The 20,958-nt window shown below is 73.4% G+C and carries 22 protein-coding genes; 9 read left to right on the top strand and 13 right to left on the bottom strand.

Annotated elements, in window-relative coordinates; all coding sequences use genetic code 11:
* Positions 1–56: 56 nt before the first annotated feature.
* The 5 genes from M0638_RS11535 to M0638_RS11515 all read left to right on the top strand — a co-directional run bounded on the left by M0638_RS11535 (position 57) and on the right by M0638_RS11515 (position 5,159).
* Positions 57–368, top strand: a complete 312-nt coding sequence (locus M0638_RS11535) for a hypothetical protein (RefSeq protein ID WP_248667137.1) — start codon at positions 57–59, stop codon at positions 366–368.
* 264 nt (positions 369–632) lie between these two features.
* Positions 633–1,760, top strand: a complete 1,128-nt coding sequence (locus M0638_RS11530; RefSeq protein WP_248667136.1) for a Kelch repeat-containing protein — start codon at positions 633–635, stop codon at positions 1,758–1,760.
* A gap of 283 nt (positions 1,761–2,043) precedes the next feature.
* Positions 2,044–2,787, top strand: a complete 744-nt coding sequence (locus M0638_RS11525; RefSeq protein ID WP_248667135.1) for an SDR family oxidoreductase — start codon at positions 2,044–2,046, stop codon at positions 2,785–2,787.
* Positions 2,788–3,249: 462 nt separating this feature from the next.
* Positions 3,250–4,263, top strand: a complete 1,014-nt coding sequence (locus M0638_RS11520; RefSeq protein WP_248667134.1) for a YncE family protein — start codon at positions 3,250–3,252, stop codon at positions 4,261–4,263.
* Positions 4,263–5,159: a polysaccharide deacetylase family protein gene (locus tag M0638_RS11515; RefSeq protein ID WP_282571960.1), complete on the top strand. Its 897-nt coding sequence runs from the start codon at positions 4,263–4,265 to the stop codon at positions 5,157–5,159. Before M0638_RS11520 ends, M0638_RS11515 begins: the two co-directional genes overlap by 1 nt.
* A 283-nt stretch (positions 5,160–5,442) precedes the next feature.
* Here the strand turns inward: M0638_RS11515 and M0638_RS11510 are convergent, their stop codons facing one another.
* The 4 genes from M0638_RS11510 to M0638_RS11495 form a co-directional block, all read right to left on the bottom strand.
* The gene (locus M0638_RS11510; protein WP_248667133.1) at positions 5,443–5,871 is read right to left on the bottom strand and encodes a hypothetical protein; all 429 of its coding nucleotides are present in this window, start codon (positions 5,869–5,871) and stop codon (positions 5,443–5,445) included.
* A gap of 123 nt (positions 5,872–5,994) precedes the next feature.
* The gene (locus M0638_RS11505) at positions 5,995–6,690 is read right to left on the bottom strand and encodes a GntR family transcriptional regulator (protein ID WP_248667132.1); all 696 of its coding nucleotides are present in this window, start codon (positions 6,688–6,690) and stop codon (positions 5,995–5,997) included.
* Between the two features lie 619 nt (positions 6,691–7,309).
* Positions 7,310–7,996 (bottom strand): DUF4198 domain-containing protein, encoded by a 687-nt coding sequence (locus tag M0638_RS11500; protein ID WP_248667131.1) that lies wholly within the window; start codon positions 7,994–7,996, stop codon positions 7,310–7,312.
* A 264-nt stretch (positions 7,997–8,260) separates the two neighbouring features.
* Positions 8,261–9,187: a LysR family transcriptional regulator gene (locus tag M0638_RS11495; protein WP_248667130.1), complete on the bottom strand. Its 927-nt coding sequence runs from the start codon at positions 9,185–9,187 to the stop codon at positions 8,261–8,263.
* A 236-nt stretch (positions 9,188–9,423) separates the two neighbouring features.
* Between M0638_RS11495 and M0638_RS11490 the strand changes: the two genes are divergently transcribed.
* The 4 genes from M0638_RS11490 to M0638_RS11475 all read left to right on the top strand — a co-directional run bounded on the left by M0638_RS11490 (position 9,424) and on the right by M0638_RS11475 (position 13,674).
* On the top strand, positions 9,424–10,518 hold the full coding sequence (locus M0638_RS11490; protein ID WP_248667129.1) for a 4-oxalomesaconate tautomerase: 1,095 nt from the start codon (positions 9,424–9,426) through the stop codon (positions 10,516–10,518).
* 286 nt (positions 10,519–10,804) lie between these two features.
* A complete protein-coding gene (locus tag M0638_RS11485) occupies positions 10,805–11,794 on the top strand; it encodes a Bug family tripartite tricarboxylate transporter substrate binding protein (RefSeq protein WP_248667128.1) in 990 nt (329 codons plus the stop codon).
* A gap of 227 nt (positions 11,795–12,021) precedes the next feature.
* Positions 12,022–13,233, top strand: coding sequence for a Na+/H+ antiporter NhaA (gene nhaA, locus M0638_RS11480; protein ID WP_248667127.1), 1,212 nt, complete (start codon positions 12,022–12,024; stop codon positions 13,231–13,233).
* A gap of 234 nt (positions 13,234–13,467) precedes the next feature.
* Complete coding sequence (locus M0638_RS11475) at positions 13,468–13,674, top strand: TOBE domain-containing protein (protein WP_248667126.1); 207 nt, start codon at positions 13,468–13,470, stop codon at positions 13,672–13,674.
* 152 nt (positions 13,675–13,826) lie between these two features.
* On the opposite strand, the gene M0638_RS11470 is transcribed toward M0638_RS11475, so the two are convergent.
* Genes M0638_RS11470 through nifU form a run of 9 tightly spaced genes read right to left on the bottom strand, consistent with a single transcriptional unit; the run spans position 13,827 to position 20,955 of the window.
* Positions 13,827–14,096, bottom strand: a complete 270-nt coding sequence (locus tag M0638_RS11470; protein WP_248667125.1) for a hypothetical protein — start codon at positions 14,094–14,096, stop codon at positions 13,827–13,829.
* Between the two features lie 5 nt (positions 14,097–14,101).
* Positions 14,102–14,389 carry a ferredoxin family protein gene (locus M0638_RS11465; RefSeq protein ID WP_248667124.1) on the bottom strand — a complete coding sequence of 96 codons (288 nt, stop codon included), beginning with the start codon at positions 14,387–14,389 and terminating at the stop codon, positions 14,102–14,104.
* Between the two features lie 45 nt (positions 14,390–14,434).
* Positions 14,435–15,739, bottom strand: a complete 1,305-nt coding sequence (locus M0638_RS11460; RefSeq protein ID WP_248667123.1) for an FAD-dependent oxidoreductase — start codon at positions 15,737–15,739, stop codon at positions 14,435–14,437.
* Positions 15,740–15,752: 13 nt separating this feature from the next.
* Positions 15,753–16,841 (bottom strand): electron transfer flavoprotein subunit alpha/FixB family protein, encoded by a 1,089-nt coding sequence (locus M0638_RS11455; RefSeq protein WP_248667122.1) that lies wholly within the window; start codon positions 16,839–16,841, stop codon positions 15,753–15,755.
* A gap of 15 nt (positions 16,842–16,856) precedes the next feature.
* Complete coding sequence (locus M0638_RS11450) at positions 16,857–17,711, bottom strand: electron transfer flavoprotein subunit beta/FixA family protein (protein ID WP_248667121.1); 855 nt, start codon at positions 17,709–17,711, stop codon at positions 16,857–16,859.
* A gap of 26 nt (positions 17,712–17,737) precedes the next feature.
* Complete coding sequence (gene nifW / locus M0638_RS11445) at positions 17,738–18,061, bottom strand: nitrogenase stabilizing/protective protein NifW (RefSeq protein WP_248667120.1); 324 nt, start codon at positions 18,059–18,061, stop codon at positions 17,738–17,740.
* Positions 18,058–18,816, bottom strand: coding sequence for a serine O-acetyltransferase (cysE, locus tag M0638_RS11440; RefSeq protein WP_248667119.1), 759 nt, complete (start codon positions 18,814–18,816; stop codon positions 18,058–18,060). Before cysE ends, nifW begins: the two co-directional genes overlap by 4 nt.
* Positions 18,817–18,823: 7 nt before the next feature.
* On the bottom strand, positions 18,824–20,020 hold the full coding sequence (nifS, locus tag M0638_RS11435) for a cysteine desulfurase NifS (RefSeq protein WP_248667118.1): 1,197 nt from the start codon (positions 20,018–20,020) through the stop codon (positions 18,824–18,826).
* A gap of 11 nt (positions 20,021–20,031) precedes the next feature.
* Positions 20,032–20,955: a Fe-S cluster assembly protein NifU gene (gene nifU / locus M0638_RS11430; RefSeq protein WP_248667117.1), complete on the bottom strand. Its 924-nt coding sequence runs from the start codon at positions 20,953–20,955 to the stop codon at positions 20,032–20,034.
* Between the last annotated feature and the right edge of the window lie 3 nt (positions 20,956–20,958).

The following is a 20,958-nucleotide window of genomic DNA, read 5'->3' as shown; positions in this document are numbered from 1 at the left end:
AGTCGCGCCGCGCCGCCTTTTCCCCCGAGGGCGACGGCGGCGTCGGAGCCCCGCCGATGCGCCGCCCCCTCCCCCCGTTCGTCGCCCTTCTCGTCGCCGTTCTCGCCATCCCCGCCATGGCCGAGACGCCGTCCGAGCGCGCCGCCGCCCAGCTGCAGCGTGCCATCGGTCGCGACAGGGTGGACGAGGTGGGCACCATGTCCCGGCGCGAGGTCGGACGCGGCACCACCACGGCCACCGCCCGTCTCGGCCAACTGAACGGCGACCGCGGTGCCTTCGCGCCCGGCACCGTCCGCTGGGAGGAAAGCGGCATGCTTCCCGGCAATGGCTGGACCATCAACGCCGGCATGGCGTCGAACCTGCGCTGAGCGAGTACGCCGGCACGAGGCTGCTCTGAAGCCGTTCCGGCCTGACTGTATCAGGCCGGAACGGCTTCAGCCTTCTGGTTTTTCGCATTTCCCGAGTCGCCGGGTGAGTACGCCCGGCCCGAAAATGCTCCAGAGCGGATCGCCGGCGGGCGGACACGCCCGGCGGCGTGAATCCGCGCCGAGAACAACGAGCCACAGCGAATCGCAGTCCCAGCCGGACTGCGGTTCGCTGTAGCCTCCCGCCGATCACGGGAGCGGAAACGGATGAACCGGCGCGACTTCCTGGCCTTCGGCGCGGCCACGGCACTCGGTGCCCGCGCCGCCTCGGCGCAGCATGGCGGCCATGGCGGCGGGCTGCAGCCTGCCGCGCCCTCGCCCGAACCCTATGCCCGCCTCCAGGGCGGCGGGACGATGGGGCACCTGATGCCGGACCAGGAGGCGCAGCGCGTCACCGACAGCCCGGCGCCGCCCGGCCCGCCCGGCCACTGGGTGCCGCGCGCCGCCCTGCCGCTGCCGCGCTCCGAGATGGCCTGGGCCACCGCCTGGCAGAACCGCATGCACATCGTCGGCGGCTATGGCGAGGGGCGCGTGGACCGCGCCTACCATCATGTCTACGACCCCGACGGCGACCGCTGGTTCAACGCGGCGCCGTTGCCGCGCGGGGCCAACCACGTCGCGGTCTGCGCCGATGCCGGCCGCGTCTACGCACTGGGCGGCTTCATCGAGCAGAACCGCAACCCGGACCACAACGCCTATGCCTACGAGGTGGCGGGCGACCGCTGGGTGCCGATCGCGCCGCTGCCCCGCCCGCGCGGCGCCGCGGCCGCCGTGGCGCTGGGCGGGAGGATCCACCTGATCGGCGGCGCCTCGGCGCCCACCATGGAGCGCGCCAGCGTCGGCTGGCACGAGGCGTACGACCCGCAGGCCGACCGCTGGACGACGCTCAAGGCCCTGCCCGGCGCGCGCGACCATGTCGGCTGCGTGGCGCACGAGGGCCGCATCCACGTCATCGGCGGCCGCTTCAACACCTTCGAGTACAACACCGACCTGCACCACGTGTACTTCCCCGCCCGCGACACCTGGGCGCTGCGCTCGCCGCTGCCCACGGCACGCTCCGGCCACGGGCTGGTCGTGTACCGGGGCCGCTTCTTCGCCATGGGCGGCGAGGCGGGCGTGATCGAGGGGGGACGCATCACGCAGGCGAAGGTGTTCGGCCAGATGGAGAGCTACGACCCGGCCGCCGACACCTGGCAGCACCACGCCCCGATGCCGACGCCGCGCCACGCCGTGGGCGCCGCGCTGCTGGGCGACCGGATCCACGTCGCCGGCGGCGGCGCGGTGACGGGCGGCGCGGTGCAGTCGGCGGTGCACGAGGCGTTCACGCTGGGCTGAAGGCGGCGGACACCGGGGCACCGGGGAAGGCGCCGCCTTCCCCGGACCCCATCCGGCAGGAGGGCGAGGCCCTCCTGCACCTCTGTTCGTTTGATTCCCGGGTGTTGAAGCACCTCGGATGTCTCTCCCGAAACGGGGGATCCAAGAGGGCATCGCCCCTTGGCGGATGGGTCCAGGGAAGGCAGCGCCTTCCCTGGCGAGGGCCGGGGCGGCGCCCCGTTCCTTGCCCCGCCCCGCCACCTCGCCGATCATCCCCCGAACGCAGCGGGGGAAACGCAGCACCATGAACCGTCTCGACCTCAACGGCCGGGTTGCCGTCGTCACCGGCGGCGCGCGCGGCATCGGCCTCGCCATCGCGCAGCGCCTCGCCGCGAGCGGCGCCCGCGTCGCGCTGTGGGACATGGATGGCGACGAGGCCGGCCGCGCCGCCGCGACGCTCGACGGCGCCGCCGGCATCGCCGTGGACGTGACCGACGACGCGGCCGTCGCGGCGGCGCTGGCGGAGACGGAGCGCCGCCTCGGGCCGCCCGACGTGCTGGTCAACAATGCCGGCATCACCGGCCCCAACGCGCCGGTCGAATCCTACCCGGTGGCGGACTGGCGGCGGGTGATCGAGCTGGACCTGACCGGCGTGTTCCTCTGCTGCCGCGCCGCGGTGCCGGGCATGCGGGCACGCGGCTACGGGCGGATCGTCAACATCGCCTCGATCGCCGGCAAGGAGGGCAACCCGAACGCCGCCGCCTACTCCGCCGCCAAGGCCGGGGTGATCGCGCTGACCAAGGCGCTGGGCAAGGAGCTGGCCGAGACCGGCGTGCGGGTGAACTGCGTCACCCCCGCCGCCGTGCGCACCGCGATCTTCGACCAGATGACCGAGGCGCAGATCCGCTACATGTTCTCGAAGATCCCGATGGGCCGCTTCGGCCTCGCCGAGGAGGTGGCGGCGCTGGTCGGCTGGCTGGCCAGCGAGGAGTGCTCCTTCTCCACCGGCGCGGTGTTCGACGTCTCGGGCGGCCGCGCGACGTACTGATACCGGCCCGCACAAGTCCTGACTTGTGCGGGCCGGTATCGCGCGCGGGGTTGGTGGGGCGGCCGCGCGCCGGACCGACGAATCATACGGGTCCGCACTTGTGCGGACCCGTATGACCCTGCCTGCCCGGCGCGGGGGGCCGAGGGAGGCCCGGATGGGCGTCGCCCCGCGGCGACGGGCCGGGTCCGCGGCCCCGTTCCGGGCTGGGACGGATCGCACGAGTCGGCCCGCCGGCGACCGCGGCACCCGGCGGGGCGCCAGGGCATTCTCCAGCCGGCTCGGAAGCCGCTCCGGCGAGTGTGCGCCGGAGGGGCGCCGCGGAGACATCCCGCCCGGATGCGGATCGATCCGGGCGGGGCGCGCATGGCGCTTGCCAAGCCACCCCCGGCTGTCGCAGCTTCCGCCCGCCTCGCGCCCGGCCGTTCCGGCCGGGCCCTTGTCCAGTAGGATGGAACACGAGTGATGCGTCCAGCCCGGCTCGCGCTGCTGACCCTTCTGGCTGCGCTGCCGCTGGCCCTGCCGGCGTCGCCGGCCCGGGCCGACGACCTCGTCTACGTGCTGAACTCGGGCGAGGCCACGATCTCGGTCCTGAACGCCGAGACGCGCGAGCTGGTGCGCCGCATCCCGATGCTGCGCGAGCCGCACCACCTGGTGAACACGCCGGACGGCTCGCAGATCGTGATCGGCGATTCGGCCGGCAACGAGCTGCTGTTCCTGGACGCGACGACGGGCGACTTCCGCCGCCGCGAGCGGATCAGCGACCCCTACCACCTGGCCTACAGCCCGGACGGGAAGTGGCTGGTGATCGCCGCCATCAAGCGCGACCAGATCGACATCTACGACGCGGCGACGCTCCAGCTCGTGCACCGCATCGACGGCGTCTCGCAGCCCAGCCACCTCGACTACAGCCCGGACAGCAAGACGGTCTACGTCACGCTCCAGGGCCAGCGCGGGCTGGTGGCGGTGGACATCGCCGAGGGGCGGCAGCTCTGGACCGCCAATGTCGGGCCGCAGCCAGCGGGCGTGCTGCTGTGGAACGGCCGGCTGTTCGTGGGCGTGATGGGCGCCGACTACGTCGCCGTGGTCGATCCGGCCAACGGCAACGTGGAGCGGCGGCTGCCGACGGCGAAGGGCTCGCACACCGTCTTCCTCTCGCCCGACCGGCGCCGGCTCTACGCCACCAGCCGCGTCGATTCGCGCATCACCGTGTTCAACGCCGAGACGCTGGTGCAGGAGGCGCAGTGGCGCATCCCCGGCGGGCCGGACGACATCACCTTCGCCCGCGACGGCCGCCTCTGGGCGACGCTGCGCTGGGCGCAGAAGGTGGCGGTGATCGACCCGCAGACCGGGCTGTTCGAGACGGTGGCGGTGGGCCGCTCGCCGCACGGCATCCTGGTGCAGCGCGTGCCGGCGACGGGGCCGGCGCCGACCGCGACCGGGACCGCGCAGCCGGTGCAGCAGGCCCGCAACAACTGATGCGCCGGCGCCTCCTCGCCGCCGGGATGCTCGGCGGCGCGGGCGTGGCGGCGCTGGGTGGCGGGATGCTGTGGGCGGCGCCGCGCGGGGCCGGGCAAGGGGCTGGGCCGGGGGCCGGTGCGGCCGCCGCGTCCGGCGGGGCGGCTGCCGCCGCGCCGCCCGTCGCGCTGGCCCAGGCGGCGCCGGCCGCCCCCGCTCCCACCACGCGGCCCGCCGCCTGCCGCGGCACGCTGTACCTGACCATCGACACGGGCTGGATGCGCGAGGCGGAGCAGATCGCCGCCATCCTGCGCCGGCGCGACATACGCGCCACCCTGTTCGTGGCCGACGAGCCGACCTTCCGCGGCGACCGCACCCTGGACGAGTCCTGGGCGCCGTTCTGGCGCGCCCGCGCGGCCGAGGGGCACGTCTTCGGCAGCCACACCTGGCGGCACTGGTACTTCCGGGGCGATGCCGGGCCGGGACAGGTGCGCTACGTGCCCTGGCGCGGGCCGGGCGCCACGGTGCTGGACCGCACGGCGCTCTGCGAGGAGCTGCGCCGCCCCGTGGCGCGGCTGGAGGAGCTGGCGCCGGGGGCGCGCATCCTGCCGCTGTTCCGCGCGCCGGGGGGCAGGACCACGCCCAACCTGATCTCGATGGCGGCCGGCTGCGGCCTGCGTCACCAGGGCTGGAGCGCCAACGGCTTCCTGGGCGACGAGCTGGACGCGAAGGCGCATCCCAACGACGCGCTGCTGGCGCAGGCGCTGCGGAACATCCGCGACGGCGAGGTGCTGCTGCTGCACTGGGGCGTACACGACCGGCAGGTGCCCTTCGCCGGGGTGCTGGAGCCGCTGCTGGCCGGGTTGCAGGAGCGGGGCTTCTGCTTCGCGACCCTGCCGCCGGAGGGGCGGGCCTAGAGCATTTTCAAGCTGAGCGTCCTCGCTCAGCGGCTCGGAAAATGCGAAAAATCAAAAGGCTAGAGCCGTTCCGGCCTGATACGGTCAGGCTGGATCGGCTCTGGAGCGGATCGCCGGCGGGCGGACACGCCCGGCGGCGTGAATCCGCGCCGGGAACAGCGAGCGACAGCGAACCGCAGTCCCAACCGGACTGCGGTTCGCTGTAGGAACGCGGAGACGGGAACACGGAAGATGGGGCCGGCGGCGGGGACCGGCCGCCGACCGCGGGCCTTCCCTGGCCGCCCTACGGGCCGGGACGCTCCGCGCCGCCCTGCGCCGCTCTGCTGTCGACGATGGCGGAGGGCATGGTGTAGCCTGCGGCGGCCACGCCGTCGGGCGGGTCGACCAGCCGCACCTGCGCGCTGAGCGGGTTGGGAAAGCCGCGCACCTCCACCCGCACCGGGCGGCGCAGCCGCGCGCAGCCGGGCGCCGCGGCCATGCGGGCCAGGTCGCCCTCCATCAGGGCCCGGACCGCCTGGTGCCACTGCTCCAGAGAGCCGCAGATCGTGGCATCCGCCTTCACGCTGCGGCGGTCCGGCGGCAGGGCGTTCACCCTCGCGATCTCCGCCCGCAGGGCGGCGAGCACATGGTCCTCCTCGGCCGCCGCCAGTACCGGATTCGCCGCCGCCAGCAGCAGCGCGGCGGCGAAGGGGGCCCTGATCCGTCTTCTCATGGCGCCAGGATGCCGCAACGCGACCGGCGCCGCATCCCCCCTTCCGACCCGCCGCCGCCGGGTGCCGTCGCCGGGACCCCGGGCCCGGCAGCCGGGGAATGGCGGGCCGGGGAGGCGGTATCGTCAGCCGCCCCGCCGCTGCCGCATCGCCGCCTCGACATCGACGGTGAGGAGCCAGTGCAGGTGCTTCGACATGGTCGCCATCGCCGCCTCCGTCTCCCCTGCCCTGGCGTGGCGCAGCATCGCGACATGCTCGGCGTGGGCGTCGGACATCCGCCCGTGGAGGTCGACGCAGCGCCAGATCAGGCTCTGCCGCTCCAGCAGGATCTCGAGCTGTTCCGTCACCAGGGCGTTGCCGGCCAGGTGCCAGAGGGCCCGGTGGAAGGCATGGTCGGCGCGCCGCATGAGCGCGCCGTCGTCGATCTCGACGGCACGCTGGCCGAGCGCGATGCTGTGCGCCACGCGGTCCCAGGCCTGCGGCGGCCGGTCGCCGCCGATGGCCTCCCGCAGCACGAACAGTTCCAGCGCCTCGCGCAGCGCGATCATCTCCGCGACGTCGCGGCGCGAGAGCGGCAGCAGGCGCATGCCCTTGTAGGGCACGCTGGTCACGATGCCGCGGCTCTCCAGCACCCGGAGCGCCTCGCGCACCGGCACCCGGCTGATGCCGAGCTCCTTGGCGATGTGCCCCTCCACCAGCCGGTCGCCCGGCAGGTAGCGGCCCTTGGCGGCGGCCTCGACGATCGCCCGGCAGGCGCGTTCCACCTGAGTGCGGGCCGGGACGGCATCCCCGCTGCCTGACGCCGCGCCGCTGTCAGCCATGCAGCGGCGCCCGGGAGCCTGCCCGCGAGACCGGCGGGGGGATGGCGAGGGACCTGCCGTGCCGGGAAGGCGGGCCCGCCGCTTCGACGCGGGGGCGCGGGGCGAGGGAACGACGCGCACGGCGCGGCAAGGGACCGCCGGGCCGACCCGCCGGCCTCCCGGACAGGCGCCGGGCGCGGGCGCGGAGGCGGGTCCGCGACGGGAACAGCCATGGTAAGATCGGTATCGAAGCGATCCCGCGCATCGTGGATTTGCCGGCCCTGTTGCTGGCCGCGTGTCGGGGCGCCCCGGCCGGATGGTAGCATGAACAGGTCATTATGGAAATTGCATGAAATTGGCCGGGATCGGCCGATATCGCCGGGCGCGGAGCCTCGCCGGGCAAAAAAATGGCGGCTCCCCGAAGGGAAGCCGCCAAGTTTAGGGAGGAAACGTCCAAGAAAGACAGCAACCGGAAGAACCGGGATGCTGCGCTGCACAATATGATCCCAAGGGCAGCCCTTGCCAAGCCCCGGCCCGGTGGCCGGGTATCACGGTATGTTACCCACGATCCGGCATTTGTTTCCGCCGGCGCTGTTTCCGCCGGTGCCGGCCCCGCTCGCGGGACGTCGGCCGTGGGGCGTCAGCGGCCGCCCCACGGGATGCCGCCGTCGACGGTGAAGGAGATGGTCGAGACGTAGCGCCGCCGCGCATAGGCACGATCGCCCTCGCCGCCCGGCTTGTCCTCGACATGCGCGACCTCGGCGACGTAGCGGCCGGCCCAGGGGGTCTCGATTGTCACGCGGCCCTCGGCATCGGTGTGCAGGCGGCGCTCCCAGCGCGGCGGCGCCACCAGCGTCACCTCGGCGCGGGGCAGCGGACGGCCGTCGAACAGGACGGTGAAGGTGTTGCCGCCCGCCGCCGTCGGCACGATCTCCAGCGGCATGACGCCGCGCGTCTCGGTGCGTCCCTCGCGCGCCAGGAGCACCGCCCGGGTGCGGGTGGGCGAGCCGGCGGGGCCGAAGGGCGGCAGCGTGTCCTCGATCAGCCGGACATCGCCGGTGCCAGCCGGCACGGCGGCGTCCAGGCTCTCCTGGCGGCGCTCGACGGTGAAGCCGCGCTGCGGATCCGTGGCGAAGATGCGCGGACCGGCGATGCGGTCCAGCAGGCCGCCGCTGCGCTCGCGGGTGTTCTCGACCGGTTCGCCGAAATAGGCGCGCACCGTGGTGCCCTCGCGTTCCAGCCAGATCTGGTGTGCCTGCGCCGTGGCAGCGAGCGGCGGCGCGGCCGACAGCAGCGCGGCCAGTAGCAGGTGACGTGGACGGGACATGGGTTCTGCTCCGGAAGGCGGCCGGCGGCGTCGGACCGGGCCATCCGGCGTACATAAAGAGAATGCAATTCATTCGCAAATAGCTGGCCATCTGCCCTGCGGCCGGCGCCGCCCCGTCCCCGTGCCTTTCCCCCCCTGGCCCTCCCTGGCCCTCCCTGGCCCTCCCTGGCCCTCCCTGGGCACCCTCTGCCGGACGCTCCCTGTCAGCGCCCCCTGTCAGGCTGCCCCGAACGGCGGCATGCGCCCGCCGCATGCGCGGCTGCGTCAACCGGCCGCCAGCCCCCGGCGCGGCACCTCCGGCCGGCTCAGCCGGGCGGTCAGCAGGTCGAGCAGGGCACGCGCCGCCGGGGCCAGGGTGAAGCCGCGCCGCAGCACCAGCCCGGTGCCGCGCTCCACCAGCGGCTCCACCAGCGGCCGCGCCACCAGCACCGGGTGCGCCCCGCGCGGCAGGGCGAGGCGCGGCACCACGGCGACGCCGAGCCCGGCCTCCACCAGGCCGAGGCTGGTGGAGAGGTGCTCCGTCTCGCAGCTCCAGGTCAGGGAGAGGCCGCGCGGCAGCAGCGCACGGTCCAGGATCAGCCGGTTGCCGGAGCGGCGCGAGACGCCGACCAGCCGCTCCCCCTCCAGCTCGCTCCAGCGCAGCGGGGCGCGTCGCGCGGCGAAGGGGTGGTCACGCCGGCAGGCCAGCACGAACGGGTCCTGGCGCAGCAGGCGGAACAGCACCTCGGGGTGCTGCGCCCCCTCCATGCCGATGCCGAACTCGGCGCCGCCCGTCGCCACCGCGTCGATCACGCCCTCGGCCGAGAGGTCCATCACCCGCACCCGCACCTGCGGGAAGCGGCGCGCGAAGGCGGCGAGCGTCGCGGGCAGGAAGTAGTAGGCGGCCGTCGGGATGCAGGCGAGGGTGACGACGCCACGCCGGCGCGCCGCCGTCTCGCGGATGCCGAGCAGGCTCTCCTCCAGCTCGTCGAGCAGGCGGCGGGCGCGGGGGAGGAATTCGCGGCCCAGCTGCGTCGGCACCACGCGGCGGGAGCTGCGCGCCAGCAGCACCACGCCCAGCTCCTCCTCCAGCGCGGTGAGGCGGCGCGAGATGGCGGGCAGCGAAAGGTGCAGCGTCTCGGCGGCGCGGCTGAGGCCGCCGGCCTCGGCGACGGCGACGAAGGTGCGCAACTGGTCGAGATCGATGCCCAACGCGGCCTCCCGCCTGCCCGGCCTTCCCCGCTTCTCCGCCGCGCCGGGCGGACGCAGGATAGGGCCGATCGCCGGCGGGCGCGTACCGCACGGCGGCATGGATCCGCGCCGGGGACGCGGCCCCGCGGCGGGTCCGCGACGCCGAGGTTGCACCGCGCGCAAGGATCCTGCCGATCTTTGCACTTCAGCGGAACCGCCCTGCTCCGTATAGGCACGCCACGAGGAGACGCCTTCCCATGCAGACCCGCATTCCCTGCGTCCTGATGCGCGGCGGCACCAGCCGCGGCCCCTACTTCCTGGCCGCCGACCTGCCCGCCGACGCGGCGACGCGCGACGCCGTGCTGCTCGCCGCGATGGGCTCGCCGCACCAGCTCCAGGTGGACGGCATCGGCGGCGGCAACACGCTGACCAGCAAGGTCGCGATCGTCTCGCCCTCCGACCACCCCGAGGCCGACGTGGACTACCTGTTCGCGCAGGTCTCCTTCGACGCGGCGGTCGTCGATACGCGCCCCAATTGCGGCAACATGCTCGCCGGCGTCGGGCCTTTCGCGATCGAGGCCGGGCTGGTCGAGGCGCGGCATCCCGAGACGACGGTGCGCATCCGCAACATGAACACCGGCGCGCTGGTGGAGGCGCTGGTGCGGACGCCGGACGGCGCCGTGACCTATGACGGCGACACGGCGATCCCGGGCGTCGGCGGCACGGCGGCACCGATCCAGCTTCGCTTCCGCAACGTCGCCGGCGGCAAGACCGGCAGGCTGTTCCCGACCGGCCGGCGCACGGAGACGATCCAGGGCGTGCCGGTGACGCTGATCGACTGCGCCATGCCGATGATGATCCTCGACGCCGCCGCGATCGGCGCCGACGCCACGGCGACGCCCGCCGCCATCGATGCCGACCGCGCGCTGCTGGCGCGGATCGAGGGGCTGCGCCTGGAGGCCGGCGAGCGCATGGGGCTCGGCGACGTGCGCGACAGCGTGGTGCCCAAGGTGGCCTTCGTCGCGGCCTCGCCCGAGGCGACGCTGGTCGCGCGCTACCTGACGCCGCACGCCGTGCACAAGGCGATGGCGGTGACGGGCGGCATCTGCCTCGCCGCCGCGGCGCGCATGGCGGGCACGGTGGTGCACGCCGTCGCCGCGCCGCCGACCGGCGCCGTGCCGGACGTGGTCTCGATCGCCCATCCCTCCGGCGTGATGGACGTGGCGCTGGAGGTCACCGCCGACGACGTGCTCTGGGCCGGCTCGCTGCGCACGGCGCGGCGCCTGTTCGAGGGCACGCTGCTGGTGCCGGCGCGCGTCTGGGCCGGCCACCCGGCCCGCCGCGCCGCCTGAGGGAGAGCCCGGCCTCTCCCCCTGCCGCGCGGCGGCCACGCGCACTCCCCGGACCGCGTCCCCCCCCGGGCCGGCTTCCCGGCCCGGACCGCATCCCCCGGGCCGGCTTCCCGGCCCGGACCACATCCCCCGGGCCGGCTTCCCGGCCCGGGCCGCATCACCCTGGGCCGATTCCCTGGCCCGGGCCGCATCCACCCCGGCGCCGGAGGCGGGCCTGCCGCCCCGGCGCGGTGCCAGCCAAGCGCCGCCGAACCGTACCGACCGCAAGCCACACGAGGAGACGACCATGCCCGTCACACGCCGCCACGCGCTCCAGGCGCTCGCCGCGCTTTCCGTCACCCCCCTGCCCTTCGCACGGCCCGCCTTCGCCCAGGGCGAGTTCCCCGACCGGCCGCTGAAGCTGATCCTGCCCTACGCGCCGGGCGGCGGCACCGACGCGCTGGCGCGCGTGCTGGCCGGGGAGATGCAGAAGCACCTCGGCCAGCCCGTGGTGGTGGACAACCGCCCCGGCGCCGGCGGCAACATCGCCACCGAGGTCGTCGCCCGCGAGAAGCCGGACGGCTACACCATCCTGATGGGCAACCAGGGCCCGATGGCGGTGAACCCCACCCTGTTCGGCCGCAACATGCCGGTCGATCCGGAGCGCACGCTGGAGCCGGTGGGGCTGGTGGCGGATGCCGCGCTGGTGGTGGTGGTCGGCCCCGGCACGCCGGCGAAGTCGCTGGCGGAGCTGATCGCCGAGGGGAAGAAGGAGCGCGGCAAGCTCTCCTACGGCTCGGCCGGCAACGGCTCGGCGAGCCATCTCGCGGCGGCGCTGTTCTGCCAGATGGCGGGCATCGAGGCCGAGCACCTGCCCTTCCGCGGCGCCGCGCCGGCGCTGAACGACGTGGTGGCCGGGCACATCCCGTTCATGATCACCACCCTGCCCTCCGTGGTCGGGCTGCTGCAGGGCACCCAGGTGCGCGCCCTGGCGGTGACCGGCGAGCACCGCGCCGCCGTGCTGCCCGACCTGCCCACCGTGGCCGAGACCCTGCCGGGCTACCGCGCCTCGGCCTGGTACGGGCTGCTGGTGCCGAAGGGCACGCCGGAGGCGATCCGCGCCCGCCTGCTCGCGGCGATGCAGGCCAGCCTGCGCAGCCCCGAGATGCAGCAGCGCCTGCGCGACGAGGGTGCCGACCCCGGTACCATGGACGGCCCCGCCTTCGGCCGCTTCATCCGCGCCGAGCGCGAGCGCTGGGCGCCGGTGATCCGGGCCGCCAACATCACGGTGGACTGATGCCGCCCCGCACGGGCGCCGGCCCGTGCGACGTGGCGTCGCGCGCGGCGCCGGCGAGGCGGCCGCGCGGCACCGGGGGGGCATGCCGGCCCGCCGCCTGGCCAGGCCTGAAACCCGGCATGGAGGCCGGCATCGGCCAGGCGGCATCCGGCCCGCTCCCGATCCGTTCAGGCACGCCGGGCCCGGAAACGGTTTCCACCCCGGCCGGCCCGACGTAGAGGGAGGGTATGAGCCGTCCCACCCCCCTTCACCGCCCCGTCTCGCCGCTGCGCGCCTTCCTCGACAACGAGGCTTCCGGCGGGCTGGTGCTGATGGGCGCCGCAGCCCTGGCGCTGCTCGTCGCCAACTCGCCGCTGGCCGACCTCTACGAGCACGCCCTGCACGCGAAGCTCGGCCCGCTCAGCGTCGAGCACTGGATCAACGACGGGCTGATGGCGCTGTTCTTCCTGCTCGTCGGCCTCGAGATCAAGCGCGAGATGCTGGACGGGCAGCTCTCCACCTGGCCGCGCCGCGTGCTGCCCGGGATCGCGGCGGCCGGCGGCATGCTCGTCCCGGCGCTGATCTTCGCCGCCTTCAACGCCGGCAGCGCCGCCACGCTGCGCGGCTGGGCGATCCCGACCGCGACCGACATCGCCTTCGCGCTCGGGGTGCTCTCGCTGCTCGGCCCGCGCGTGCCCGCCTCCCTCAAGGTGTTCCTCGCCGCGCTCGCCATCATCGACGACCTCGGCGCGGTGGTGATCATCGCCCTGTTCTACACCGCGGAGATCTCGGTGCCGGATCTCGGCGCGGCGGCGGTGCTGTTCGGCCTGCTCGTCGGGCTGAACCGGCTGGGGGTGCGCCGGCTCTGGCCCTATCTGCTGCTCGGCGCGGTGCTGTGGTTCTTCACCCTCCGCTCCGGCGTGCACGCCACCGTGGCCGGCGTGCTGACCGCGCTCGCCGTGCCGATCCGCACCACGCCGGGCGCGCCGGACCGGGTCGAGGGCTCGCCGCTGCACGAGCTGGAGCACGCGCTGCACCTGCCGGTCGCCTTCTTGATCGTGCCGCTCTTCGGCCTCGCCAATGCCGGCGTCTATCTCGGCGGACTGACCGCCGACAAGCTGGCGGAGCCGCTGACGCTCGGCATCGCGCTCGGCCTGCTGCTCGGCAAGCTGGGGGGCGTGTTCGGCAGCGCCGCCCTGCTGATCCGCCTCGGCCTCGCGGACCTGCCCGCCGGGGCGAGCTGGCTGCAACTCCTCGGCGTCTCGCTGCTCTGCGGCATCGGCTTCACCATGAGCCTGTTCGTCGCGACGCTCTCCTTCGAGGAGGTCCCGCGCCTGCTGGGCGAGGCCAAGCTCGGCATCCTGCTCGGCTCGCTCGCGGCCGGTCTGCTGGGCGCGCTGGTGCTGCGCTTCGCCCCGCGCGAGCGGCAGGCGGCCAGCCGGAGCCGTTCCAGCCCCTGATCCGGCGCGTCTGCCGAATCGCCGGGTGCGGGCACCCGGCTTGAGGATGCTCCGACGCCGCCTGCGTCCTTCGCGATCCCGGATGGCGGGCCCGGGACCGTGCCGGCGGCGCGGCGACGGACCGGCCCAGGCCGTTCAACCCGGAAGCGGCACTTCAACGGGACGCCGCTTCGCTCCAATATGTCGCCCGTCAGCGCAGGCTGGCAGCGACGGACCGATCGAAGGATGCAGACGATGAAACTGAGCGCGCGCAACCAGCTCAACGGCAAGGTGATCGAGGTCAAGAAGGGACAGACCACCGGCCATGTCCGGATCGAGATCGGCGGTGGCGCGGTGGTCACGTCATCCATCACCAACGAGGCGATCGACGAGCTGGCCCTGGCGGTGGGCGACACGGTGACGGCCGTGATCAAGGCTTCGGACGTGATGGTGGGCAAGTAGCCATTCGCGTGGCGTTGGCCGGCAGGCGCAAGGATTGGCGCCGGCCGGCCGGCACGCCGCGGGAACCGACGGAGCAGGCGGTACGCGGCAACGCGCTCCAGGAGACAGGCAGCCCGTGGCCGCGCGGCCGGAACGGCGCGTGCCGAGGGCCGTCAGCGGCCGATGGCGGCCTGCGGCACGGGCGCGCGGCCGGCCGCGCCGCGCCGCCGCGCGGGAAGCCGCCTGCCCGTCGTCGCATCCACCCACTGCCGCACCTTCGATGCGGCCGCCTGCCCGTCCTCGGCGGCGTGGTGGCAACGGTAGATCATGGCGCAGCAGGCCAGGGCGCGACGATCGCTGCAGTACCGGGCGGTCAGCTCCCGGTAGGCCGTCAGCACCGCCCGGCGGCACGCGCAGTCGTCGCCGCAGGTTCCGGTTGCCATGACCGTCACCCGAACTTGTAGAGGACGCCGAACCCGCCGCGCGGGTAGCTCCACTCGATCTCGCCGGTGGCCTGGGTGAGAACGCGGCAGGTGCCGCATTCCATGCAGCCATCCGTCGCGACCTCGACCGCGCCCGTGTCCGTCTCGCTGTAGCAGTTCGCCGGGCAGGCATGCACCAGCGCCCGCAGCGCCGGCGAAGGTACGGCATGCGCACGCACCTTGATGTGCGGGCGGCCGGCATCCACCAGGTAGCGGTTCTGGAACAGCTTCTCCTCGATGCGTGCTCCGCTCATTCGTGCCTCCTCGGCCTCTCTGGTTGCGTTGTTTCCGGTCCGGGCTCAGCGCCAGGCGCGCGCCAGGCGGAAGGCGTCGCCCATCAGCCCCCGGAGGCCCCGCGCCCGGCGGAGGCTGCCCAGGATCTGATTCTCCTTGGTGCGCTTGTCGACGCCGTCCACCCGCAGCCAGGTCTGCGCCGCTTGGCTGGCGAGGCGCGGGTAGAGATCCAGCAGGTGGCGGTTGCGGTGCAGCAGCGCCGGGATGCCGCGATACTTGCGCATGTCCTTCATCACGAAGCTCGCCTCCAGGCGCCTGCGGTACTCGGCGAGGCCGGCGGCGGTGCAGGGCTCGCGGCGGCGCTTCAGCCACGCCACCGTCTCGCCGGCGACGCGGCCCGAGGTCATGGCGAGGTTGGAGCCCTCGCGGTGCACCGCATTGACGAAATGCCCGGCATCGCCGACGGCGAGCCAGCCATCGCCGGTGAGCTGCGGGATCGCCTTGTAGCCGCCCTCGGGGATCAGGTGGGCGGCGTACTCGCGCACCTCGGAGTCGGCGAGCAGCGGCCGGATGCTCGGGTGGCTCTTGAAGGCGTCGAGCAGCGCGTAGGGGCTGACCTTGCGCTCCGCGAAGTCCCCCACCATGCACCCTATGCCGACCGAGATGCTCTCGCGGTTGGTGTAGAGGAAGGCGGTGCCGGTCATGCCCCTGGTGATCGTGCCCATGGCCTCGATCACCACGCCCTCGTCGCCGGCCAGGTTGAAGCGGCTCTCGATCACCTCCTGCGGCAGGAAGTGCATCTCCTTCACCGCCAGCGCCACGTCGTGCGGCCTCAGCTCGGGGCGCAGCCCGGCGCGCTGGCCGACGAGGCCGTTCACCCCCTCGGCCAGCACCACCACGTCCGCCAGCAGCGGGCCGCCGTGGCGGTCGGTCAGCACGCCGATCACCTTGCCGCGGCCGTCCCGCAGCAGCTCCGTCACCGTGGTCTCGCAGAGCACGGTGGCGCCGGCCTCGCGGACCTTGCGGCTGAACCAGCGGTCGAACTGGGCGCGGATGATCGTGTAGCGGTTCGGCCTCTCCTCGTTGAAGCCGTCGGAGCGGTAGTGCATGCCGGTGTGGGAGGCGTCGTCCATCATCCACACGCGCTGCTCGACGACGTGGCGCTCCAGCGGCGCGTCGTCGCGGAAGTCGGGGATGATGCGCTCCAGCGCGTCGGCGTAGAGGATCGCGCCCTGCACGTTCTTGGAGCCGGGGTACTCGCCGCGCTCGAGCTGGAGCACGTTGAGCCCTTCCCTGGCCATGGTGTAGGCGGCGGCGTTGCCCGAAGGGCCGGCGCCGACCACGATGGCGTCGAAGCGTTCCTGTTCCACGAGACGTTCCTCCCTAGCCGGCCAGGCGGTTGACGGCGAGGCGCCGGCCGAAGGCCTCGGTCAGCGCCGGCAGCAGCTCCACCGCATCGGCGACGACGCCGAGATGGGCGAAGTCGAAGATCGGCGCCTTCGGGTCGGTGTTGATGGCAAGGATCAGGTCCGCGCCCTCGACGCCGACGCGGTGCTGGATGGCGCCCGAGATGCCCGCGGCGATGTAGAGCCGCGGCCGGATGGTCTTGCCGGTCTGGCCGATCTGCCGGTCGGCCGTCATCCAGCCCTTCTGCACCAGCGGGCGGGAGCCGCCCCACTCGCCCCGCAGCACCGCCGCGAGGTTGCGCACGAGCTGCAGGTTCTCGGCCGAACGCAGCCCCATGCCGCCCGCCACCACCACGTCGGCATAGGCGAGCTGCGCCTTGTCGCTGTCGCGGTCCGGCAGGTAGCGCAGCACCTTGGTGACGATGTCCTCCTCGCGCAGCTCGGGGCGGAAGGGCACGAGGCGGCCGACGCGGCCGGGCTCGGGCCTCGGCATCGCCATCACGCGCGGACGGACGGTCGCCATCTGCGGGCGGAAGTTCAGCGTGTGGATGGTGCAGAGCAGCGAGCCGCCGAAGGTGGGGCGGGTCGCGGCGAGGGAGCGCTCGTCGTCGATCGCGAGCTCGGTGCAGTCGGCGGTGAGGCCGGTGAGCAGGGTGGTGGCGATGGCGCCGGCGAGATCGCGACCGAGCACCGTCGCGCCGAGCAGCAGGATCTCGGGCTTGTAGGTGTTGACGAGTTGCGTCATCGCCCGCGTGTAGGGCTCGTTGCGGTACTGGTCGAGCACCGGGTCGGTGCCGAGGTAGACGAGGTCCGCCCCGTGCTCCCAGGCGGCCGTGACCGCGTCGCGCAGTCCCCGCTCCTCGCCGCCGAGCACCACGCCGGCCAGCTCGGCGCCGAGCTTGTCGGCCAGCTTGCGGCCCTCGCCCAGCAGCTCCAGCGAGACGGGATGCACGGCGCCGTGCTCCACCTCGACGAACACCCAGACGTGCCGGTACGCCCTGAAGTGCTCCGGCAGCTCCTTCTTCATGCCCGCCCGGCCGGAGGCCGGCCTCGCCGTTCCGCTCATGGTTGCAGCCTCCGATCAGTAGCCTGCCGCGGCGCGCAGCAGGTCGTCGTGCAGCGCCGGCAGGCGCGTCCCGATGCCGGCGATCAGCGCCTCGGCGATCTCGCCGGGGGACCTGTCCTGGGTCTCCACCAGGACGGCCCTCTCGGCGCGCGCGGCGGGCGCGAAGACGCGCTTGACCACGGTGGGAGAGCCGCGCAGGCCGCACATCGCGACATCGGTGATGCCGGCCTTGGCGGCGCTCCAGGTGACGATCTCGGCACGGGCGGCGCGCAGCGCGTCGGCCACCTTGCCGCGGCGCATCTCGTTGGTGCCCTCGAGCATGGTGATCAGCACCGGCAGGCGCGTGGTCAGCTCCTGCACGCCTCCCTCGGCGCGGCGGCGCAGGGTCATCGTGCCCGCCGCCGGATCGACCTCGTCGATGGCGGCGACGTAGGTGAGCTGGCTGAGGCCGAGCCGGCGCGCGATGCCGGGGCCGACCTGGGCGGTGTCGCCGTCGATGGTCTGCTTGCCGGTGAAGACGATGCGCGGCTCGCCCCAGGTCTCGCCGATCCTGCGGATGGCCTGGGCCAGGGCGAAGCTCGTCGCCAGCGTGTCGGAGCCGGCGAAGAAGCGGTCGGTCAGCAGCACGGCGCGGTCGGCGCCGAAGGTCAGGGCCTTGCGCAGCGAATCCTCGGCCATGGGCGGGCCCATGGTCAGCACCGTCACCTCGCCGCCGAGCTGGTCGCGCAGGCGCAGCGCCTCCTCCAGCGCGAACAGGTCGTAGGGGTTGATGATGGTGGGGACCCCCTGGCGCATGATGGTGTTGGTGACCGGGTGCACGCGGATCTGCGCGCTGTCCGGCACCTGCTTGATGCAGACGACGATGTGCATGGCGGTTCTCCCCGTCGCTCCCTGGATCAGCCGATGGTGACGTCGGACAGCGGGACGAAGGCGCGGCCGGCCGGCCGCACCGCCTCCTTCAGCACCTTGAAGACCCGCTGCTCGATCGGGGTGGAGGCGACGAAGTCGGCATGCGCCCGGGCGAGCCTCTCGCGCAGCGTGCTCCGGACCTGCTCCTCCGGCATCGCCTCCAGCGCGGTGTCGCGCAGGTAGTCGCGCATGCGGCGCAGGATGTGCAGGCGCGCGACGTCGACGACCTGCCGGTCATAGGGGAGGTCGAGGAGCGCGAAGAAGTCCTCGGCGGCCGAGGCACGGCCGAGCTGTTGCAGGATGCCGCTCATCGGTTGCCTTGCTCCTCGCAGGTGTCGCAGCGTGCCGGTGCCGCCGCCTCGCCCCGCTGCAGATGGGCGACGCGCGTCTCCAGGAAGGCGATGCGGTCGAGCAGGGCCGAGATGGCCTCGCCCACCGGGTCGGGCATCAGGTGGTGGTCGAGATCGATGCGCCCGTCGATGCGGCGGCGCTCCTGCTTGCCGATCACCACGCGGCCGGGAATGCCGACGACGGTCATGCCGGGCGGCACGTCCTGCATCACGACGGCATTGGCGCCGACGCGCGCGCCGGCGCCGACCTCGACCGGGCCCAGCACCTTGGCCCCGGCGCCGACCAGCACGCCGTCGCGCAGAGTCGGATGCCGTTTGCCGGCGGACCAGGTGGTGCCACCCAGCGTGACTCCGTGGTACAGCGTGACGTCGTCGCCGATCTCGGCCGTCTCGCCGATCACCACGCCGGCGCCGTGATCGATGAAGAGGCGCTGGCCGATCGTGGCGCCGGGATGGATGTCGACGTTGGTGGCGGCGCGGGCGAGCCAGGAGAGCAGCCGCGCCGGGAAGCGCAACCCGCTCCGCCACAGCCGGTTGGCGAGGCGGTGCGCCAGCACCGCGTGCACGCCGGGGTAGGTGAGCAGGATCTCCAGCGTGAAGCGTGCCGCGGGATCGCGCGCCTGCACGCAGGCGACGTCGCCGCGCAGCGTGCGCCAGAGGCCGGGGCGACGCGGCGCCGGCCCGGACAGCACGGCGAGGTCCGCGGCGACCGGCATCACGCCCTCACACATAGCTCGGGGAGAAGCCGGTGGCGCCATCCTTGGCCCAGAAGGGCGACAGGGCGCGCAGCTTCTCGATGATGGGCGGCAGCGCCTCCAGCACCTGGTCCACGTCCTCGTCCACGTTGTCGCGGGAGAAGGAGAAGCGGATGGCGCCGTGCGCCGCCGTGTAGGGGACGTTCATCGCCCGCAGCACGTGCGAAGGCTCCAGCGAGCCGGAGGTGCAGGCGGAGCCGGAGGAGGCCGCGATGCCGGCCTTGCTCAGCAGCAGCAGGATGCCCTCGCCTTCCACGTACTCGAAGGCGATGTTGCTGGTGTTGGGCAGGCGGCTGCCGGCGTCGCCGGTGACGAAGCTGTTGCCGATGCGCTGCAGCAGCCCCTTCTCCAGCCGGTCGCGCAGGGCGCGGACGCGGGTGTTCTCCTCGTCCATGTGCAGCAGCGCCAGCTCGGCGGCCTTGCCGAGGCCGATGATCCCCGGCACGTTCTCGGTGCCGGCGCGCCGACCGCGCTCCTGATGGCCGCCGCGGATCAGCGGCCGCAGACGCACGCCCTTGCGGACATAGAGCGCGCCGATGCCCTTCGGCGCATGCAGCTTGTGGCCGGAGAGGGAGAGGAGGTCGATCTCCGAATCCCTGAGTGTCATCGGCACCTTGCCGACGGCCTGCACCGCATCGGTGTGGAACAGCGCGCCGGCCTCGTGCGCCAGCTCCGCCAGCACCTCGACCGGAAAGATCGTGCCGGTCTCGTTGTTGGCCCACATGACGGAGGCGATGGCGGTGCGCGGCGAGAGGGCGCGGCGATAGGCCTCGATGTCGAGCCGGCCGCGACTGTCCACCGGGATGTAGTGGACCTTGATGCCGCGACTCTTCTCCAGCCAGGCGCAGGTGTTGAGGATGGCGGGGTGCTCGACCGCCGTGGTGACGATCTCGTCGCGGCCGCCCTGCGTCTCCAGCGCCGAGAGCAGCGCCGTGTTGTCGGACTCCGTGCCGCCGCCGGTCCAGACGATCTCGTGGTCGAACTCCGCGCCGAGCAGCGCCTGCATCTGCTGCCGCGCGAAGCGCAGCGCGCCGCCGACGGAGGAGCCGAAGGCGTGCATGGAGGAGGCGTTGCCGAACTGCTCCGTGAAGAAGGGCAGCATCACCTCCACGATGGCGGGATCGACCCGCGTGGTGGCGTTGTTGTCGAGGTAGACGGGTCGCATGGGCCTGCTCCTCAATGGCTCGGGACGGGAATGACGCGGAGCGGCTGGCCGATCAGCTCGATCAGCTTCTCCTGGATGCCGTTGACCGTGACGCTGGCCATCTGGCAGCCGACACAGGCGCCGGAGAGCTTGACCAGGACGCGGTCGCCATCCACGTCCACCAGCTCGCAGTCGCCGCCGTCCCGCTTCAGGAACGGGCGCAGCTCCTCGATCGCGCTCTCGACCAGGCGGATCTTCTGCAGCGTGGTCAGGCTGCCCTTCTTCACGGGCGCCAGCGGCGACTGCTTCTGCCTCGCCCGGCGCGGCGCGGGAACGGAATTCGCGGGATCGAAGGCGAGCGCCGCCTCCAGCTTGCCCTCGGCCACCATGGCGGCGTTGGTGCGCGCGAGCACGCCCTCCACCGCCTCGACGCAGGTGCCGCAGCTACCGGCGGCCTTGGTGAAGTGCGTCACCTGCTCGACGCTGGTCAGGCCGTTGATCCGGATCGCCCGCTCGACCATGCCCTCGTCCACGCCGAAGCACTTGCAGACCAGCGCGCCTTCCTCATGGTCGTCGACCCAGGCCTCGCCCTTCCAGTTGGCGATGGCCGCGCGCAGCGCCTCGTGGCCCATCACGGAGCAGTGCATCTTCTCCGGCGGCAGGCCGCCGAGATAGTCGGCGATGTCCTGGTTGGTCAGCGCCATCGCCTCGTCGACGGTCTTGCCGATCACCATCTCCGTCAGGGCGGAGGAGGAGGCGATGGCGGAGCCGCAGCCGAAGGTCTGGAATTTCGCCTCGGTGATCACCTCGGTCTGGGGATCGACCTTGAGCATCAGCTTCAGAGCGTCGCCGCAGGAGATGGCGCCGACCTCGCCGACCGCGTTGGCCTCCTCCAGAACGCCCGCGTTCTTCGGGTTGTAGAAGAGTTCCTTGACCTTGTCGGTGTAGTCCCACATGGC

The sequence above is a fragment of the Roseomonas acroporae genome, from assembly GCF_023223525.1.
Taxonomy (GTDB): Bacteria; Pseudomonadota; Alphaproteobacteria; order Acetobacterales; family Acetobacteraceae; genus Roseomonas_E; species Roseomonas_E acroporae.
Note: the sequence above shows the minus strand (reverse complement) of the source record. Positions and strands in the feature narration are given on the sequence as shown.

Excerpts from the sequence above, each read along its gene's own strand:
- M0638_RS11450 (WP_248667121.1), bottom strand. The coding sequence starts at position 17,711 with ATGCACATCGTCGTCTGCATCAAGCAGGTGCCGGACAGCGCGCAGATC.
- M0638_RS11515 (WP_282571960.1), top strand. The coding sequence starts at position 4,263 with ATGCGCCGGCGCCTCCTCGCCGCCGGGATGCTCGGCGGCGCGGGCGTG.
- M0638_RS11500 (WP_248667131.1), bottom strand. The coding sequence starts at position 7,996 with ATGTCCCGTCCACGTCACCTGCTACTGGCCGCGCTGCTGTCGGCCGCG.
- nhaA (WP_248667127.1), top strand. The coding sequence starts at position 12,022 with ATGAGCCGTCCCACCCCCCTTCACCGCCCCGTCTCGCCGCTGCGCGCC.
- M0638_RS11520 (WP_248667134.1), top strand. The coding sequence starts at position 3,250 with ATGCGTCCAGCCCGGCTCGCGCTGCTGACCCTTCTGGCTGCGCTGCCG.
- M0638_RS11485 (WP_248667128.1), top strand. The coding sequence starts at position 10,805 with ATGCCCGTCACACGCCGCCACGCGCTCCAGGCGCTCGCCGCGCTTTCC.
- nifW (WP_248667120.1), bottom strand. The coding sequence starts at position 18,061 with ATGAGCGGCATCCTGCAACAGCTCGGCCGTGCCTCGGCCGCCGAGGAC.
- M0638_RS11475 (WP_248667126.1), top strand. The coding sequence starts at position 13,468 with ATGAAACTGAGCGCGCGCAACCAGCTCAACGGCAAGGTGATCGAGGTC.
- M0638_RS11465 (WP_248667124.1), bottom strand. The coding sequence starts at position 14,389 with ATGAGCGGAGCACGCATCGAGGAGAAGCTGTTCCAGAACCGCTACCTG.
- M0638_RS11510 (WP_248667133.1), bottom strand. The coding sequence starts at position 5,871 with ATGAGAAGACGGATCAGGGCCCCCTTCGCCGCCGCGCTGCTGCTGGCG.
- M0638_RS11525 (WP_248667135.1), top strand. The coding sequence starts at position 2,044 with ATGAACCGTCTCGACCTCAACGGCCGGGTTGCCGTCGTCACCGGCGGC.
- M0638_RS11505 (WP_248667132.1), bottom strand. The coding sequence starts at position 6,690 with ATGGCTGACAGCGGCGCGGCGTCAGGCAGCGGGGATGCCGTCCCGGCC.
- nifU (WP_248667117.1), bottom strand. The coding sequence starts at position 20,955 with ATGTGGGACTACACCGACAAGGTCAAGGAACTCTTCTACAACCCGAAG.
- M0638_RS11470 (WP_248667125.1), bottom strand. The coding sequence starts at position 14,096 with ATGGCAACCGGAACCTGCGGCGACGACTGCGCGTGCCGCCGGGCGGTG.
- M0638_RS11535 (WP_248667137.1), top strand. The coding sequence starts at position 57 with ATGCGCCGCCCCCTCCCCCCGTTCGTCGCCCTTCTCGTCGCCGTTCTC.
- M0638_RS11490 (WP_248667129.1), top strand. The coding sequence starts at position 9,424 with ATGCAGACCCGCATTCCCTGCGTCCTGATGCGCGGCGGCACCAGCCGC.
- nifS (WP_248667118.1), bottom strand. The coding sequence starts at position 20,020 with ATGCGACCCGTCTACCTCGACAACAACGCCACCACGCGGGTCGATCCC.
- M0638_RS11530 (WP_248667136.1), top strand. The coding sequence starts at position 633 with ATGAACCGGCGCGACTTCCTGGCCTTCGGCGCGGCCACGGCACTCGGT.
- cysE (WP_248667119.1), bottom strand. The coding sequence starts at position 18,816 with ATGCCGGTCGCCGCGGACCTCGCCGTGCTGTCCGGGCCGGCGCCGCGT.
- M0638_RS11455 (WP_248667122.1), bottom strand. The coding sequence starts at position 16,841 with ATGAGCGGAACGGCGAGGCCGGCCTCCGGCCGGGCGGGCATGAAGAAG.